At 68.4% G+C, this 15,716-nt stretch carries 9 protein-coding genes; 4 read left to right on the top strand and 5 right to left on the bottom strand.

Annotation, left to right across the window (positions count from 1 at the left end; all coding sequences use genetic code 11):
- Positions 1-113 precede the first annotated feature (113 nt).
- Genes WMF17_RS16230 through WMF17_RS16215 form a run of 4 tightly spaced genes read left to right on the top strand, consistent with a single transcriptional unit; the run spans position 114 to position 7,737 of the window.
- The gene (locus tag WMF17_RS16230; protein WP_437650318.1) at positions 114-1,961 is read left to right on the top strand and encodes a UvrD-helicase domain-containing protein; all 1,848 of its coding nucleotides are present in this window, start codon (positions 114-116) and stop codon (positions 1,959-1,961) included.
- Positions 1,962-1,965: 4 nt separating this feature from the next.
- Complete coding sequence (locus WMF17_RS16225; RefSeq protein WP_437650316.1) at positions 1,966-5,166, top strand: helicase-related protein; 3,201 nt, start codon at positions 1,966-1,968, stop codon at positions 5,164-5,166.
- On the top strand, positions 5,132-7,027 hold the full coding sequence (gene drmB, locus WMF17_RS16220) for a DrmB family protein (RefSeq protein ID WP_437650314.1): 1,896 nt from the start codon (positions 5,132-5,134) through the stop codon (positions 7,025-7,027). The genes WMF17_RS16225 and drmB overlap by 35 nt, the downstream gene beginning before the upstream one ends.
- Positions 7,024-7,737 carry a phospholipase D-like domain-containing protein gene (locus WMF17_RS16215; RefSeq protein ID WP_437650312.1) on the top strand — a complete coding sequence of 238 codons (714 nt, stop codon included), beginning with the start codon at positions 7,024-7,026 and terminating at the stop codon, positions 7,735-7,737. Before drmB ends, WMF17_RS16215 begins: the two co-directional genes overlap by 4 nt.
- Before the next feature lie 276 nt (positions 7,738-8,013).
- On the opposite strand, the gene brxE is transcribed toward WMF17_RS16215, so the two are convergent.
- The 5 genes from brxE to WMF17_RS16190 form a co-directional block, all read right to left on the bottom strand.
- On the bottom strand, positions 8,014-8,583 hold the full coding sequence (gene brxE / locus WMF17_RS16210; protein ID WP_437650310.1) for a BREX-6 system BrxE protein: 570 nt from the start codon (positions 8,581-8,583) through the stop codon (positions 8,014-8,016).
- Positions 8,584-8,662: 79 nt separating this feature from the next.
- Positions 8,663-9,787 (bottom strand): sigma-54-dependent transcriptional regulator, encoded by a 1,125-nt coding sequence (locus WMF17_RS16205; RefSeq protein ID WP_437650308.1) that lies wholly within the window; start codon positions 9,785-9,787, stop codon positions 8,663-8,665.
- Between the two features lie 339 nt (positions 9,788-10,126).
- Positions 10,127-11,626, bottom strand: coding sequence for a phospholipase D-like domain-containing protein (locus WMF17_RS16200; protein ID WP_437650306.1), 1,500 nt, complete (start codon positions 11,624-11,626; stop codon positions 10,127-10,129).
- A complete protein-coding gene (locus WMF17_RS16195; RefSeq protein ID WP_437650304.1) occupies positions 11,623-12,798 on the bottom strand; it encodes a hypothetical protein in 1,176 nt (391 codons plus the stop codon). The genes WMF17_RS16200 and WMF17_RS16195 overlap by 4 nt, the downstream gene beginning before the upstream one ends.
- A 12-nt stretch (positions 12,799-12,810) precedes the next feature.
- Positions 12,811-15,504, bottom strand: coding sequence for an AAA domain-containing protein (locus tag WMF17_RS16190; RefSeq protein ID WP_437650302.1), 2,694 nt, complete (start codon positions 15,502-15,504; stop codon positions 12,811-12,813).
- Between the last annotated feature and the right edge of the window lie 212 nt (positions 15,505-15,716).

Genomic DNA, 15,716 nt, shown 5'->3' with positions numbered 1-15,716 from the left:
ATCGGGCGACCGGCCAGGCGGAACTTTTCCTCGACAAGGCATCGCTACGTGTTCTCATGGACGGGATGCCGATGTTACCGTGACTCACTCGTGCCGAGGATAGATCCCCCCTGATGCTCGATGCTGACCAGCAGACCGTGGTGACTGCCAGGCCTGGCGCCAGGCAGCTCGTCGAGGCGGGTCCCGGCTGCGGCAAGACCCACGTCGCATGCGCTCGCGTCGCTCACCTGCTCGACGCAGGCGAGGTTCCCGAGCGCATCCTCCTTCTCAGCTTCACACGCACCGCGGTTCACGAGCTGCGCAATCGCATCGCCGGGATGGCAAGGCGGGGTGCCTCGCTCGCCCGTGGTGTCGAGATCCGCACACTGGACTCTCTTGCATGGCGGGTGGCCACCGGTACACGCGAGACGGGTCCAGTCGGCTCCTACAGCGAGTCGATCGAGAGTGCGATGGCCGCGCTTCAGCGTGCTCGCTCCGGCCAGGACCCAGAGCTCGCGGAGTACGTTTACCACTTCAGTCACGTCTTCGTCGACGAGGCGCAGGACCTCGTCGGCGTACGCGCGGCGCTCGTCATCGAGCTGCTCAATGCACTGCGTGCCGAGGCAGGGTGGACCGTGTTCCTCGACCCCGCGCAGGCCATCTATGGCTGGTCGACGGATGCCGGAAGCGAGACCGACGGGGAGCGGTTCATTGACGTCCTGGGTCGCCTCGATGGCAAGATATCGCGACCATCGCTCGTCAAGGTCCACCGGACCTCGAACGCAGCGCTCCTCGGACTCCTCGCCGGGGCCCGCGGGATGGTGATGGATACGCCTCGCGGCGAGCGGCTCGCGCCGATCCGGTCGCTTCTCTCGACGCACGCGGCACCACAGGTGCTTCACACCAGAGAGCTCGCGCCGGTCGTCGACGAGCTCGCGACCGATGCCGAGCGTTCTCTCGTCCTGTTTCGTCGCCGCGTGGATGCACTCCTCGCACTCTCGTATCTCAGGTCCGCCGGTCTGATCTGCCGCCTTCGTCTCGGCGGCCTCCCGCGCGTCGCGGCACCGTGGATCGCATCGGTGAGCAACGCGCTGGTGTCGCAGGGCCGGTCCCCCGGCAGCATCTCGCGCGGACAGTTCGATCATGCGTGGGCGGTCGCCTGCAGTGACAGCTGGCTGGCGCGCGACTGGACCGCCGAGCAGGCCTGGAACCTTCTGCTCCGGATGGGCGCCACGGGCACGATGGTGGATCTGCGGAAGGTGGCAAATCGCCTGGCAGCGACCGTGGTCCCGGATGAAGCCTTCACGAGGGAGCTCGGCCCTGGTGGTCCCATCGTGGGCACGGTGCACGGCTCCAAGGGCCGCGAGGCGCATCGCGTCGTCTTTTGCTTGCCCGATGACGATTCCGTGCCGACGGATATCGATGCCGCCGACGAGGAGGCACGCGTGATGTACGTGGCAGCGAGCCGCGCCATCAGCAGCCTCGAGATTCGCCGGCACAAGGCCGCGGTGTGCGGATACCATGAGGACAGGGCCTGGCACTCCACCCACAACGGATTGCAGGTCGAGATCGGACGGGAGGGAGACACCGATCCCGTCTGGGGGATGCTGATGAAGGGGAGCGCGCATGCGACGAGCATCCAGGAGCGCCTCGCCTCGTTCGACGGCATGCTCGCCTCGGTGCACGTCAACACCGACAGAGGCGGTACCTGGACGCGCCAGCTCGAGATCGACGACGGAAAGGTCATCGGCGCACTCTCGCACGGCTGCGGCGATGCGCTTCGATCGGTCGTCAGCGCGCGCGCACGCAGGCGAGTGAGCGCACCGATGCGAGTAGGACACCTGACCTGGCTCGATGTGACGACGGTCGCGCTGGGGCAGGATCATTCTCACGTCGAGAGACTCCCCTTCCCGTGGCGCGACACCAGGCTGGTGCTCGCACCTGTGATAGCAGGCATGGGTTTCATCAAGCGATACTGGTGATGCGATGAATCAGACTCGACAGGCGTTCATCGAGGCAGTCAAGGCAGATCTCGTGGGTCCGGTAGGTGGAGAGCGCGAGCGCCTCGTGCGAGAGCGACCATCCGACCGCTACCTGACGGGCATCCTCTATCCCGACCAGGCGGAGCTCTTCCAGGCCGAGGTCAACGCCGAGGAAGACGACGATCGCGGCGAGGCATCGGACGACGACGGTGGTCCCGACGTGCCTATACCGATGAGCGCGATGCGGCGCCCCTCATCGATGGGTGTCTCGTTCTCGCTGCGCGGGAGCTCGATGAGGCTGGAGGGCACCGCGGGCCGCTACGCTCGACGGTGGCTGGAAGGTGACGATGTCACCGAGAACGAGGGACATCGGAGCAAGGAATGCTGGGTGCGTGAGCCCGTCGAGTTGACCATCGACATCGAGCTCGGCGACGGCAGGCTCATGCCGCACGCCGCCGTGGACGGTCTGAGGTGGTGGACACGCACCCTGCCGTCCGGCGACGGCCTACAGGTCACGGTCGTGCTGGAGAACGTGCGACCTGCCGTCAAGGGGCGGATCGAGCTCGAGGAGTCCTCGTACTTCCAGGTCTCGTTCCGGGTTCGCGCTGGCGAGGGTGCCGAGCTCGTGCCGCGTCGCCCGGCGAGAACGCGCACCTCGAGCGCCGACGAGGACCTCGCCTCGAGCAATCTCATCTACCGCGGGATGGAGGAATGGGCCGTCGGCCACACCTGCTCCGCGACTTGGGGCAGCGATGAGCGGGGCCGGTTCGTCGAGGCCACCTGGGTTCCAGAGCAGCACGTACCCGCCATGAACCCCGACGGCCACGAGGTCTTCGCCGCCGGATCCAGCGCCGTCACCGGCTCCCGGACCGGCGCATTCCTCGCGAGCGGTCTGGCCAGTGCATCGCGAGAGCAACTTCTCGCGATGCTGGAGGTGATTCCTCGTGCCTACACGAGCTGGATCGACGCACGCCAGCATGACGCGTCAGCGCTGCCACCCGGACATGCCCAGCAGGCGCGACAGCACCTTGCACGGGCAGGTCACATCGCGGCGCGGATGCGCGGTTGCATCGAGCTGCTCGCGAACGATGAGCCCGCGCTCCGGGCCTTCAAGCTCGCGCAGGATGCCATGCTCCTGCAGAGGCGCTGGACCACCGGAAACGACGAAGAGGAGCTTCGCTGGAGGCCATTCCAGCTCGCATTCCAGCTGCTTGGCATCCCTGGGCTCGTCACCGCGGAGCGCGACGGCAGGCCCACCGACGAGCGCTGCACGATGGATCTTCTGTGGTTCCCCACCGGCGGCGGCAAGACGGAGGCCTATCTCGGGCTCGTGGCATTCCTGCTGTTCCACCGCAGGCTCCGTCACGAGCCGCGGCCGGACGACGGCGCAGGTGTCGCCGCCATCATGCGCTACACGCTTCGCCTGCTCACGGTCCAGCAGTTCGAGCGTGCATCAAGGATGGTGCTCGCCTGCGAGCTGCTCCGCCGTGAGGCAGCACAGCAAGAGGACCTCTCGCTCGGCACCGAGCCCTTCAGCATCGGGCTATGGGTCGGAGCCGAGGCGACGCCAAACACGCTCGCCGATGCACGCTCCTCCGCCGACGAGATGCGCAAGGCTCGCCAGCTCACACGCTGCCCCGCCTGCCGCAGCCCGGGCCTGGTCTGGGACAGGGCCGGCACTGGACCCGACTACACCGTCGAGTGCGATCTGTCATCGTGCCCGCTGCACGGGGCGCCCCTCCCGGTGTTCACGATCGATGAGGTGGTCTACCAGCGGCGCCCCTCGCTCCTCATCGGCACAGTCGACAAGTTTGCCCAGATCGTCCGCAAGGCGGCGACCGGCCGCCTGCTGGGCAGGAACGGCCTGCCCCCCGACCTCATCCTGCAGGACGAGCTCCACCTGATCTCCGGGCCGCTCGGCACCGTCGTCGGGCTGTACGAGGCTGCGATCGACAGGATCTGCGCTCGCGACGGCATCCCGCCGAAGGTGATCGGCAGCACAGCAACGATCCGGCGTGCACGCGAGCAGGTTCGGGGACTCTTCGATCGCGATGTGTCGCAGTTCCCGCCTCCCGCCATCGACTGGGAGGACTCATGCTTCGCCGTGAAGGATGACTCCGTGCCGGGCCGGGTGTACGTGGGTGTGACAACCGTCGGGCGCAGCCCCAAGTTCACGCTTCAAGCCACCTGCGCGGCTGCGATGCAGAGAGCAGCGCCGACCGAGGGGCTCTTCGCTTGCGACGAGCAGCGAGACCCCTACTGGACGCTGCTTGCCTACTTCAACTCGATGCGCGAGCTCGGTGGCGCTCTCGTGATGATGCTCGATGACGTCAACGATAGCATGGCTGTGTACGCCCGCTCGCACGGAAGGAATGCTCGCGACCGTATCGAGGAGCCCCTCGAGCTGACGAGCCGCGTGCCCTCCGCCGAGATCCCTGACATCCTCGTGAGGCTCGAGCGCTCGCTGCCTGACCAGGACGTGAGTGTGGTGCTGGCAACCAACATGATCTCGGTCGGCGTCGACATCCCCCGGCTCGGCCTGATGGTGATCAACGGGCAGCCGAAGAGCATGGCGGAGTACATCCAGGCGAGCTCGCGGGTCGGCCGGAATCAAGTTCCCGGGCTCATCTTCACCGTCTACAATGCAGGTCGCGCGCGAGACCGGGCGCACTACGAATCCTTCCGGACCTGGCATCAGGCGCTCTATCGCGAGGTGGAGGCCACGTCGGTGACGCCCTTCGCTCCCCGGGCCCGGGACAAGGCGCTCCATGCCGCGCTGGTAGCACTGGCTCGCCATCTGGTGCCCGGAATGCAGGAGGACGCGGAGCTCACCGACGAGCGGCGGGAGATGCTCGATCGGTACGCCCACGCGCTGTATGACCGGGCGTCGCACTGCGATCGCGGGGAGGCAGACGAGACCCGCACCCAGATCTCGGCCTTGCTCGAGATGTGGGCCGCCCGTGGCCCGCTCGCGAACTTCTGGGACGACTATCGCCCGGCGAGTAGCCTGCTGGTCTCGGCCGAGAGGGTCGCCGAGGCGAAGGCAACATCGCGGGGCTGGAGGCACGCCGCACTGAGCACCCCCAACTCGATGCGCGAGGTGGAACCGAGCGTGCGATTTCGCATGGTCCACGCGTTGCGGACAGCGGCCCCGACGAGCACCACAGGAGATGTCAGTGGCAGCAAGCAAGACCAGGAAGGCTAAGCGCCCGAGGACACCGGCCACGCCCACCTCCGGCCCAACGGCCCCGCAGGGTCCGAGGATCATCGGCAAGGTGCGTCGCAGCCACGTGGCCAGCACATTCGGAGCGGGAGCCGTCGTCGACATGCGTGCACCCACCGGCGCCCCGCTCTCCGGCCTCGTAGCAGGGCTGGAGGAGTGGGATGACGCCGCGCCGAAGGGCCACGCGGGGCTTCTGCACGTCCAGCGAGCAAACGAGCCCCGGCTCCAGAAGCGACTCTCGGTCGGTGGCTTCCGCCTGCCTCCGGTCAAGGACGACGACGACACCTTCTGGTCGGACGTTCTCCCGATCGTGCGCTTCCCCCGCTGGTTGCTCTGTCCCCGGTGCGAGAAACTGGCACGCGACGACGACTTCTTGCAGGAGCCGAACCGCCCCGAACGCTGGTGCGGCGTGTGTACCGATGGCGGTAACAAGGTCTTCGCCGTGCCGGTGCGCTTCATCGTCGCCTGCAAGCGCGGTCACATCACCGAGTTCCCCTGGATACGCTGGATCGGCTGCACATGCGAGAAACCTCGCCTGAAGCTCGAGACCGTCGGAGCCGGTCTTGCCGGCAAGCTGGTGAGCTGCGCAGGCAAGGACTGCAGGTCCACACGCCGGAGCCTCGAGGGTGCCTTCTCCACCGGCGCGCTCGCTCCACTCCGCTTCAGATACTGCACCGGTCAACGTCCCTGGTTACCCCTCGCGCCCGAGTCCTGCCAGGAGACGCCCAGGGTGCTGCAACGCGGGGCCTCGAACGTTTACTACCCCGTGATCGAGTCCGCGCTCGACATCCCGCCCTTCTCGACAGACCTATCGCAGATCGTCGGCATCTACGCAGCGGACGTGACGCGCAACGCACCGGAGAGGTGGCCCGATCTCATCGACATGCTCGACCTCACCGGCAAGACCGGCAAGCCGAAGGATGTGCTCCTGCGTCTGTTCGCCGACTGGAAGCAGGCCCTCGACGCCGACTCGCCCGACGTGCCGCTCGAGTGGGCGGAGTATCTTCAGCTGCTGACGTCGGAGAAGCAGCCTGTCGATCAGGGGGAGTTCCAGACGCGCCCCGAGTCTGTTCCCCCCGAATTCGGTACCCACCTCGGTGGGGTCGTGCTTGCCCGGCGGCTCCGTGAGGTGCGAGCGCAGGTCGGCTTCACCCGGGTCAATCCGCCGTCGACCTCGTTCCGCTCACCGACGAGCCGGATGGGCATGCTCTACGGGCAGGCTCTCCCTTGGTTGCCGGCCGTCGAGCTGCGCGGCGAGGGCATCTTCATCCGCTTCGAGGGTGAGACACTCCATCTCTGGGAGACCAACCTCGCTGTCACCGAGAGGGCCAGGTTGCTCGCCGAACGGCGCGGCGCACGTGAGACCGACCCGATGGAGGAGACCCGCAAGACCTCGCCACGTTTCCTGCTGCTGCATTCGTTCGCTCACGCGCTGATGCGCCAGCTGTCGCTCACATGTGGTTACAGCAGCGCGGCGCTGCGCGAGCGCCTGTATGTCGGCTTCGAGCCGCGTGACATGGCCGGGGTGCTCATCCACACCGGCAGCGCGGACTCGGAGGGCACGCTGGGCGGCCTCGTCCGACAGGGCCAAGAGGAGCGCCTCGAGAACGCTATCCGCGAGATGCTGGTCTCGATGGACTGGTGCTCCTCGGACCCCCTGTGCATCACGGGCACCATCGCGCTGTCGTCCCCCGGTAATCTCGCCGCCTGCCACGCGTGCCTGCTGGCCCCCGAGACCTCCTGCCAGCACTTCAACCTGCGACTCGACCGAGCCATGCTAGTCGGCACCCCGGAGGCACCGCATGTGGGGTATTTCCGCGATCTCCTGGCGGAGCTGACATGATGAGCCGCATCGCGCCTCGCACGCTCGTGGCGGCCTGGGAACTGGCGAGGTCCCGCGCCCTCGACGTGTTCACGCCCGGCGTCATGAGGGCGCTTCCGGGCTTGCCCGGCTGGTCAGCCCTCGGCTTGCCCGCGGAGGCACTCGATCACACCCCATCCGTCACCCTGCTCGAAGCGCTTCGAGCCCTCGCGCTGCGGGAGCGTTCTGGCGTCAAGAGCCACGACACAACGGTCGAGCTCGTCGCGACCCTGCCGACGCCAGACCGGAGCGTGCTATCGACCTCCGATGTGGTGCGCACACTTCTGGAAGGTGCGCAGCAGAGCATCCTCATCGTGGGCTTCGAGATAACCGAACCATCGCTGTACAGGCTTCTGGCTCGCCGGGGGCTCGACCAGCTCCACGTGACGGTGGTCGGGGATCGGGAACGAGGCTCGGCGCGCCAGTTCCGGCGCTCTTGGCCGGCAGCCGCCCGTCCGCTGCGGGCCCTCGAGAACGTGGAGCCCGCGATGCAGATCCCCGCAATGCTACATGCAAAGGCCATCGTTGCAGATGCCCATGTCGCGCTGGTGGGTTCCGCCAACTTCACGGCGGGCGGCCTCCGGAACAACATCGAGTTCGGGGTTCGCGCAACGGGGCCGCTCGTCCAGGCGATCGTCCGGACGGTGGAGCGTCTCGAGCGAGAAGGGTGGCTGGTCACGGCGCGCCCGTGAAGGCGCGCCTCCGCGGTCGCGTATCGGTGCACGAAGCTCGAGAGGAGGAAGCGGACGCGCTCGAGGCTCTTGCTCCCGAACCACCGCTGCTCGAAGGCGAGGAGGGCGCGCTCGGCGGCGAGCACCGTGGGGTCGACGTGCTCCCAGTACGCGCGCGAGTCCTCGATCCCCAGGGCGAGGCGGAGGATGCGCGTGTGGACCTCCGTCGCCTCGGAGGCGCGTGCCGCGGGTCCGCCCGGAGGGTCTGTCGCGATCGTCACGGCCTCCACCCGCCGGTCACCCCTCCAGCTTGTAGAACGGCAGCGGGTACTGCTCGGCGAGCGGCACGAGCGCGGCGCAGAGGCGCTTGGCGAGCCCGTCGGCCGTGTCGGGCCGCTTGCCCTTGAGCTGCCGCCCGTTCGGGACCGTCGTGAAGGGCACGTCGCCTCCCTGGAGCGCCGAGACGAGCTTCTCCTTCGAGAAGTCCGCGGTGAGGGGCAGCGGCAGCGGCAGGACCTCCGCGGGCGGGCGCACCGAGCGTTTGTGGGCTGCGAAGCGATCTCCGAGCTGCTCGTCGAGCTCGAAGCCGAGGAAGTAGAGCGTCCGCAGCTTGTCGGGATCGGCCATCTTTGCGCGCGCCTTCGCATCGGTGCGCCGGGCCGCTTCACGCACGGCTTCGAGGGACGCCCAGACATGCGTCTGCGGCAGGAGCCGCGCGAAGAGGTCGCCGCCACCGGCGTCGTCGATCAGATCCGTGTCCCACCAGCCGAGGCGCCGCGGCGAGCATCGACCTTCGCCCGCCCACGCGATCGTGACCTGCATCGCGAGGATCGCGTCGAGCATCTCATCCGGGATCGGCGTCGTCATGCGGGCCGTCGACGTTACGCTCAGGTTGCCGATCTGATCAAGGTTCGTAGCGGCGCCCCTCGTGCCGCGTCGTCGCCCCCTACTCCTTCTTCTTCGCGTGTTCGCGGAGTATCCGCTCGCTGACGCCGAGCTCCCGAGCCGCCGCCACGTACGACCCGTGCTCCTGCCGGGCCGCGCGGGCAAGCCTCCGCTTGAACCCGTGCACGCGGTCTTCCCACGTCCCCGTTCCGAGCCCGACGAGCTTCGTCACTCCCTTATGCTCCGCGCCGCGGAACTGTGCCTGCAACCCCCTCCACTCGCGCAGCCCCTCCTCCGTGTCCCCACCGCCAGGCGAGCCGACGGCGCGCGCCATGAGGATCAACGCGAGGCGCTGCAAGTCCCGCAGGTTCCCCGGTAACGGGTCCTCCTGGAGGGCACGAGCGATGGCCGTGCTCCACGGAGCCTCCAGGGAGAGATCTTCGAAGGAGCGCGATTCCCCCCATACGCGGGCCCAGTCGTCTCGCAGATCCTCGCGGCACTCGCGCAGCGGCGGAATTTCCATGAGCAGCAGGCTCAAGCGATCGAACAGGTCGGGGTCGAGCCGCCTGCGAAGCGCCTCGAACGGAAGGTGTGAGGCACACACGACCTCGACATCGGCCTTCCTCTCTTGTGTCTCGCCGACGCGGCGGAATCGGCGCTCCGGATCCTGCAGCGTGCGCACGAGCTGCCGCTGTACCGGCCGCTCGAGGTCCTGGACCTCATCGAGGAAGAGAACGCCGCCGGCCGCCTCCTCGATGAAGCCCTTCCGGTCGCGAACTGCGCCGGTGAACGCGCCCCGCACGTGTCCAAAGAGCAGGCTCATCGCGAGGTGCGGATCGAGCGTGCCGCACGTCACCGTGATCACTTTCGTCCGGTTCTTCAGCGGCCCCACGAACGTCTCGACCAGCCGTGTCTTCCCCGTCCCCCGCTCCCCGAGCACCAGCAGCGGCGCCCGCGGGAGCCGGGCGTAACGGGCAAGGGTTTCGAGCGCTCGTCGCCGCCGAGGCGAGCGGCACTCAGTGTCGTAATGCGCCTCCGCGGGGCGAGCTGCGGCGCTGCGGCGGATCTCCGCAAGATACGTGTCGATCGGGAAGTCGACCGGATCAAGCCGCGTCGGGCCGGTCCTTGGCCGCTGTGCGGACCAGAGCCGCACACCTGGCGGCAGCGCGCCCCCGGCGTGGAGCACGAGCCACACGGCGTGCATCGCCGGGGTACCCGATGACACGTTGATATGCAGCGGCCCGTCCAGCGCGCGCAGTCGCGGAAGGACGATCTCTCGAAGAGCATGATGGATGACGCGGTGATGGGTCGGATCTGTGAGCGGAACGAGGATCCGATCGAGCTCGACGTTGCCCAGGTCCCCCCTCGCCGGCAGTGGCATGTCCGCGGACTGCATCAGGTACAGCACCCGGCGGATCCGCGCATTTTTCTCGCGCAAGAGGCGCAGCACGTCCCCCACCACCGCCGGCCCGCCGCCAATCGACGCCCAGGTAAGCAGCCCCTCCGTCGCCTGTACACCCATCGCTCACCCCCGTAGCACGACCGCCTGGACGCCGAACGCCGCCATGGCCGCCCGCGCGGCGTCGAGCTCGCCGAGGCCGTCGATCGCGAAGACGCGCCGACCGCCGGGCTCCACGTGGATCGGGAACGGCGGCACCGGCCCTTCTGCATCCTTCGGGGCAGGCGAAGGGCGCGCGCCCTTGGCGATGACCGGCGGCTCGATCGACCACACGTGCTCGACCTGCTGATAGAGCCTCCCGTCCGGCGCGCGGCGCTGCGGGGGAGGCTGAGCGCTCGCGATCCGGGTGCAGCAGTCGACCTTGGTGACGCCGTCGTCGAGCCGCCCCTTCGCCTCGACCGTGAGATCGCGGTAACCCTTGCCGTTCATCACCTGGACCGTTCCTCGCAGCTCACCGAGACGCTCCGATGCCCGGAGCCGCGACGCAGCCGCCGCTCGCCAGGAGGCGAGCACCCGCGCGAGGTCGCCGGCGTCGTCACCCGCGAGCTGCACGCCTGCCTCGAAGCCTTGCTCGAGTCCGTGCGCCTCCAGGTTCGCCGTCAGCAGAAGGCCGCGCGCGCCGTCGGCGACGATCGCCTTGGCGTGCAGCCACTGGCTCACGCCCAGCACCTCCACGCCCGCGCGCGCGAGCCGGCTTAGGGTCTCGAACATCGCTGAGCGAGGATGGCGAACCAGGAGCGTGACCGCGACACCGCTCCGAGCGCGCGCCTCGATCAGACCCACCACCTCAGGGTCCGATATTCCGAAGGTCGCGACGACCAGCGAGCGCTTCGCCTGCGCAATCAGGTTGAGCACGGCAGCGCGCAGATCACGCCTCGTTCCAGCTGTCGCAACGATGCCGCCCGCGGGAGCCGGGAGCGGGAGCCGTGCCGGCGCCGCCACCGGTGGCAGGCGCCCCTCCTCGAGCAGCTCCCGCTGCGCCGACTCCCAGAAGGCCCAGGTGAACAGCCCGGAGAGCGCTCGGGCCTCCTCGGGCCGCAAGCGTATACCGAGCTCGTGATTCCGTGTGAGCGCAGCGCGGGTGAGGTTGGCTGTGAGCAGCACACCCCGCGGCAGACTCTTCGGATCGGCGATGACGAACTTCGCATGGAAGTGCTCGGCCGAGCGCACATAGACCCATCCCGCGAGCCGATCGAGCAGCCGCTTGTGCTCCTCGACGGTCTTGGTCGCGAACGCGTCGTCGGCGCGGACCTCTTTATCGAGCCGCGCCTCCGAGGCGACCAGGAGGTAGACCCTCACGCGGCGCTGCCTGGCGGCGTCGAGCAACGCACGCTCCGTGTCAGGATCGGCGAAGAGAAAGCTCGAGACGAGCACCACGTCGCGAGCCGTCTCGACCACCTCTGCCACGGCGCGGCCCAGCATCCCGCTCTCCTCCGCCTGGAGGATGCGGCCGGTCGACGGCGCCCGCGCCGCGGTGGCCGCGCCCGTGGGAGCCCAGATGTCCTCGATGACGTCACTGGATCGATCCTCGACCCAGGGTGTGCCTGGTATGCTGCTGCTGATCACGATACCCCTCCATCAAGGTCCAGCGGTGCCTGAAGATGCCAGTACGCGGCGCGTGGGCGCTCCGCTCCACGGACCCCGCGCGCGAAATCGCTCTGGGCCTGCGCACGGACGTTGAGGCCCGGAAAGAGCTGCATCAGTTCCACGGCGTTGGACGTGAAGACGTCGGGCCACTGCGTGCGGTCGGCCCGTCGCTCCAGCAGCCACTCGAACCAGCGCTGCGCGTCGCCTGGCGTGGCCGGCTCGATGGGAATGCCGTCGACCACCGTGTCGTCGAATCGCCCGAGCCGATCGAGCTCCGGCGTCCTGAAGGACATCTGGAGCCGGAAGCTCTCCCGGGCCTCGTCGCGCAGGCCCTTGAACGGCACCTGCAGCTTCCCCGAGCGCGGATTCCACCAGTCCTCTGCTCCCTTCGACCCGAGCAGCGTGCGCCATACGTGCGCGTGCTCCCGACCTTGCAGCGGTGGCAGCGTCCCATCGATGCTGCTGTCGGCCACACGGCCACGGAGCCGGAGCAACCCCTCCGTCGCATCCGGCTCGAACCTCAGCTCGACCGTGAACCGGTCCTCCGAGCGCAGGAGCTCGACCTTGCGCTCGAGCGCGACGATGCGGACCGGACGGCCATCCCTCGCCGCCGGGAGCTCCAGCGGCGGACGCTCGCCGCGCTCATCGCAGAGCGCCGCGATCGGGTCGGGCAGGTCATGGAACTGCCGCCTCGCCTCGCCGCGCTCTCCGTTCCTCGCCTGGCGCTCTTTGTGCGCTGGCGGCTCCTTGCCGGGCTCGACGCGCAGCAGCGGTTGGGAGATCAAGGGATCCTCGGCCCAGAAGACCCACCAGGCGCCGCTCTGCGGGACGAAGACACGCGGCTCGTCACTCGCCGCCACACGCTCGCCCTCCGGCGTGAGCCGGACAATCCGCTCCTTGTCGAGGTGGAGCAAGCCGAGCTCTCCGCAGACCCGGGCAAGCCTCCGGCCCACCACGGGCGGCAGCCCGAGGAGCGGCCCCTGTGTCGCGGGCTCGCAGAGCTGCTCGGCGCGCGTCTCGAGTCCGTCACGCAGCCGCTCCGCCGCCCAAGCCACCACGGCGTGCTCCGCCACGCGTCTCTCGGCGAAGGCGACCTTCCCTTGCACGAGCGCCCATTGGACGTTGACAGTCCGTCGCAGTACGATGTTCATGGCTCATCCCTTCTAGTAACGAATTTCGACGTAACCCCGGTGTTTGAGATCCCATGCGAGCCGGGAGCAGAGCGGTGCGCGCTCCTTCTGCTTCGCCAGAAATTGCCCGTGCCCGATGAGCACGAGCTGGTAGCGCGCCCTCGTGATCGCCACGTTCAGCCGGTTGGGGCTGTTCAGGAAGCCCGGGCTCCGAGTGCGGACTAGCGAGAGCAGTACAATGTCCGCCTCCTGCCCCTGGTACCGGTCGACGGTGCAGAGGTCGACTTCGAGGAGCCGTCGACCTTCGTCATCGAACGTGAAGTGCCGTTGATGGCCGTGCTGGCCCGTCTCTGCGCGGAGCAGGTCTCGGATCAGCCGCTCCTGCCCGCGGTAGAACGTCAGCACGGCAACGTACCAAGGCTCCCTGCGCGGCACGCCTGCGGCCCAGGTCACGAGCGCGCGCAGCTCCTCGAGGACGACGCAAGCTTCGGCCTCGTTGGCGAGAGGAGGACGGCTCGTCTCCTGTCCACGGACATCGAGCAGCACCACCCGCGAGCGATACCTCGGGCATGGGAACGGGCGATCCTCCGCCATGCCCTCGGGAGTCTCAAGCAGCTCGCCGCCATAGATGTGCCTGTGTGGAAAACTGGCGATCTCCGGGTGCATCCGGTGCTGGTAGCGGAGCGAGACGAGCCGTTCCGTCTTCTCCGCCGGCGTCAGCCCCAGGGCGAGCGTGTTGCTCCAGAAGCCCCGCCCTTGCGCCGTGCGCGCCGGATCGAAGCCTACCTGGAGCGATTCGAGGATCGACGGCAGCGCGACCCGACGGACACGCTCGATGTTCTCGCGCACCCGCGCGAACAGATGGGAGCCACCCGCGCGGGGCAGCAGCAGATCGAGCTCCCGCGCGTACTTCTGCGCGACGGAGGTGCCCTCCTCGCCACCCAGCAGCTCAGGCAACAGACGCAGCTCGTAGTCGCGCACGAGTCGCCATGTCACGGACTTCGCCCAGGACTCCTCGTCATCTTGGCGGCGCCGTGCCCGCGCTTCGTGCCGACGTCGTGTCGCCTCGAGCTCGCCGGCCGGAAGGCGGACGGCGCAGGTGGGGAGCGGGAGCTTCTCTTCGACCGCTGCAAGCTGGGCTGGCGTCCCGATGACCGCGCGGGCTGCGGCGAGGAGCAGCGGCCCAGGCAGCTCACCGGCATCGAGACGAACGACGGGCTCACCGGGGAAAAGCTCCACGATCCGCTCTGCGTAGACCGAACGGACCTCCTCGCTCTCGGACGCCACGAGCAGGGCGCCATCCTCGGACCGGCTGAGCGTGAACGCGTCCAGAAGTACCCGACCCGTCTCCTCGCGCGACGCCGCGGGAAGCGCAGCCTCCACGTTCGTCTCGATCCACCCCTCCTCGACATAAGGCGACAGCTGGCGACGATCACCGACGATGATCCAGCGCCGGGCGAGCAGCGCCGGCACCAGAAACTCCGCAAACGGCGTTTTGCTCGCCTCGTCGAGGATGAGCGCGTCGAAGATGGGCTCCCACACGCCGCCCCCCCGGACCCTCCCCTCGATATCGGGGTGCTTGAGGATCCCGATCGTCGTGCCGCATACGACCTCCGCGCAGTCGAGCAGGATCCTCTTGAGCGTCTCGGAGCCATCCTCGGCGCGCAACGCCTCGAGCATGTGCGTCTGGCCCGCACTTCGCTCCGAAGTCTCCTCCAGGGCCGCGCGCACGTTCGCGAGCTCTTTCGCGACCATCCGATTCAGGCAGTAGTCCTTGATCTTCTCGCCGACGCGCTTCTCGGGTCCGATGCGCACCGCGAGCACCGGGCCGCCGGGGCGCTTCGCGTCCTTCAGGCGCTCGAGGACGTTGTCGACGGCGACGTGCGTCGATGCGCAAAGCAGCACACGTTGGCCACGCGAAGCGAACTGGAGGATGAGCTCGACGATCGCTGTCGTCTTCCCCGACCCTGGCGGTCCTTCGAGCAGCAGGAAGTCCGGCGTCCGGAGCGCACGCTCGACGAACTCGCGCTGATCGCGTGTGCCAGGCCGCTCCTCACGGGTCAGCACCTGCCAGGCAGGGGAGTCGGCGGGCGGCGATGGCCGCGGCCACTCGACTTTCTCACGGTTCTCGAACAGCCGGATCAGCGGACGATGCCCGGCCAGCGGCTGATTCTCCAGCGCCTGGATCGCGCGCATCTCGCAGTCGACCACGTAGGTGTTCGGGCGCATGCACAGGACAGGGGTCCGCGGCAGACGCGTCAACAGGAGCGCAAAACGGTCGGGGTCGCGCTCCCGCACGCCAATCCGGCGCGCAGCCGCGTAGGCATCGCGCTCGCGCTCGCCCGACACAACCTCGTAGACCTTGTCCGTGTCCTCGTCGAGGAACGCGTCCATCGCGGCTGTGCTCCTCTCGTCCGCGGGCTGCACGAGCTCAATCCACACCGGGCCCGCATCGGCGAGCGCCGGCAGGATGTGTTCGTCGGCACTGATCGGTACCGGGAGTGCTCGAAGCGCCTGCCCTGTCCCCTCGACGCTCACCTCGATCTCCACGCCGGGCTGCGGCGCCGCGTCCAGCACCACGAAGCCGCCCTGGGCGTGAACATGGATCGGGGCGAGCGCAGGCCCGCGAGCGGGGCGCAGCAACAAACGGCGCTGCCCGAGAAGCTGTTGAAGCTGTGCGCGCCACGAAGACGCGTCACGCGCGCCGCGTGGCGGGTCGAGCCGCACGACCGCACCGAGCAGCGTCCAGCCGAGCTCGAAGCGCGTGCGATCGAGGTGGTGCTTCGCGCGTTCGAGATATCGGTAGAACGCCTGGAGGTTTTCGTACGTCGCCGTCAGGACCACGTCCGGGCGGTGGTTCACAAGGTTCTGGAAGAAGAGCTCTGCCATGGGTCCGTCCTTCTGGGCATCGGCAGGAGCACGAGCGATGCCAGCCTCGT

Source organism: Sorangium sp. So ce362 (genome assembly GCF_051519845.1).
Lineage (GTDB): Bacteria > Myxococcota_A > Polyangia > Polyangiales > Polyangiaceae > Sorangium.
This window is presented reverse-complemented; position numbering and strand designations above follow the sequence as displayed.

Excerpts from the sequence above, each read along its gene's own strand:
- WMF17_RS16230 (WP_437650318.1), top strand. The coding sequence starts at position 114 with ATGCTCGATGCTGACCAGCAGACCGTGGTGACTGCCAGGCCTGGCGCC.
- WMF17_RS16225 (WP_437650316.1), top strand. The coding sequence starts at position 1,966 with ATGAATCAGACTCGACAGGCGTTCATCGAGGCAGTCAAGGCAGATCTC.
- drmB (WP_437650314.1), top strand. The coding sequence starts at position 5,132 with ATGTCAGTGGCAGCAAGCAAGACCAGGAAGGCTAAGCGCCCGAGGACA.
- WMF17_RS16215 (WP_437650312.1), top strand. The coding sequence starts at position 7,024 with ATGATGAGCCGCATCGCGCCTCGCACGCTCGTGGCGGCCTGGGAACTG.
- brxE (WP_437650310.1), bottom strand. The coding sequence starts at position 8,583 with ATGACGACGCCGATCCCGGATGAGATGCTCGACGCGATCCTCGCGATG.
- WMF17_RS16195 (WP_437650304.1), bottom strand. The coding sequence starts at position 12,798 with ATGAACATCGTACTGCGACGGACTGTCAACGTCCAATGGGCGCTCGTG.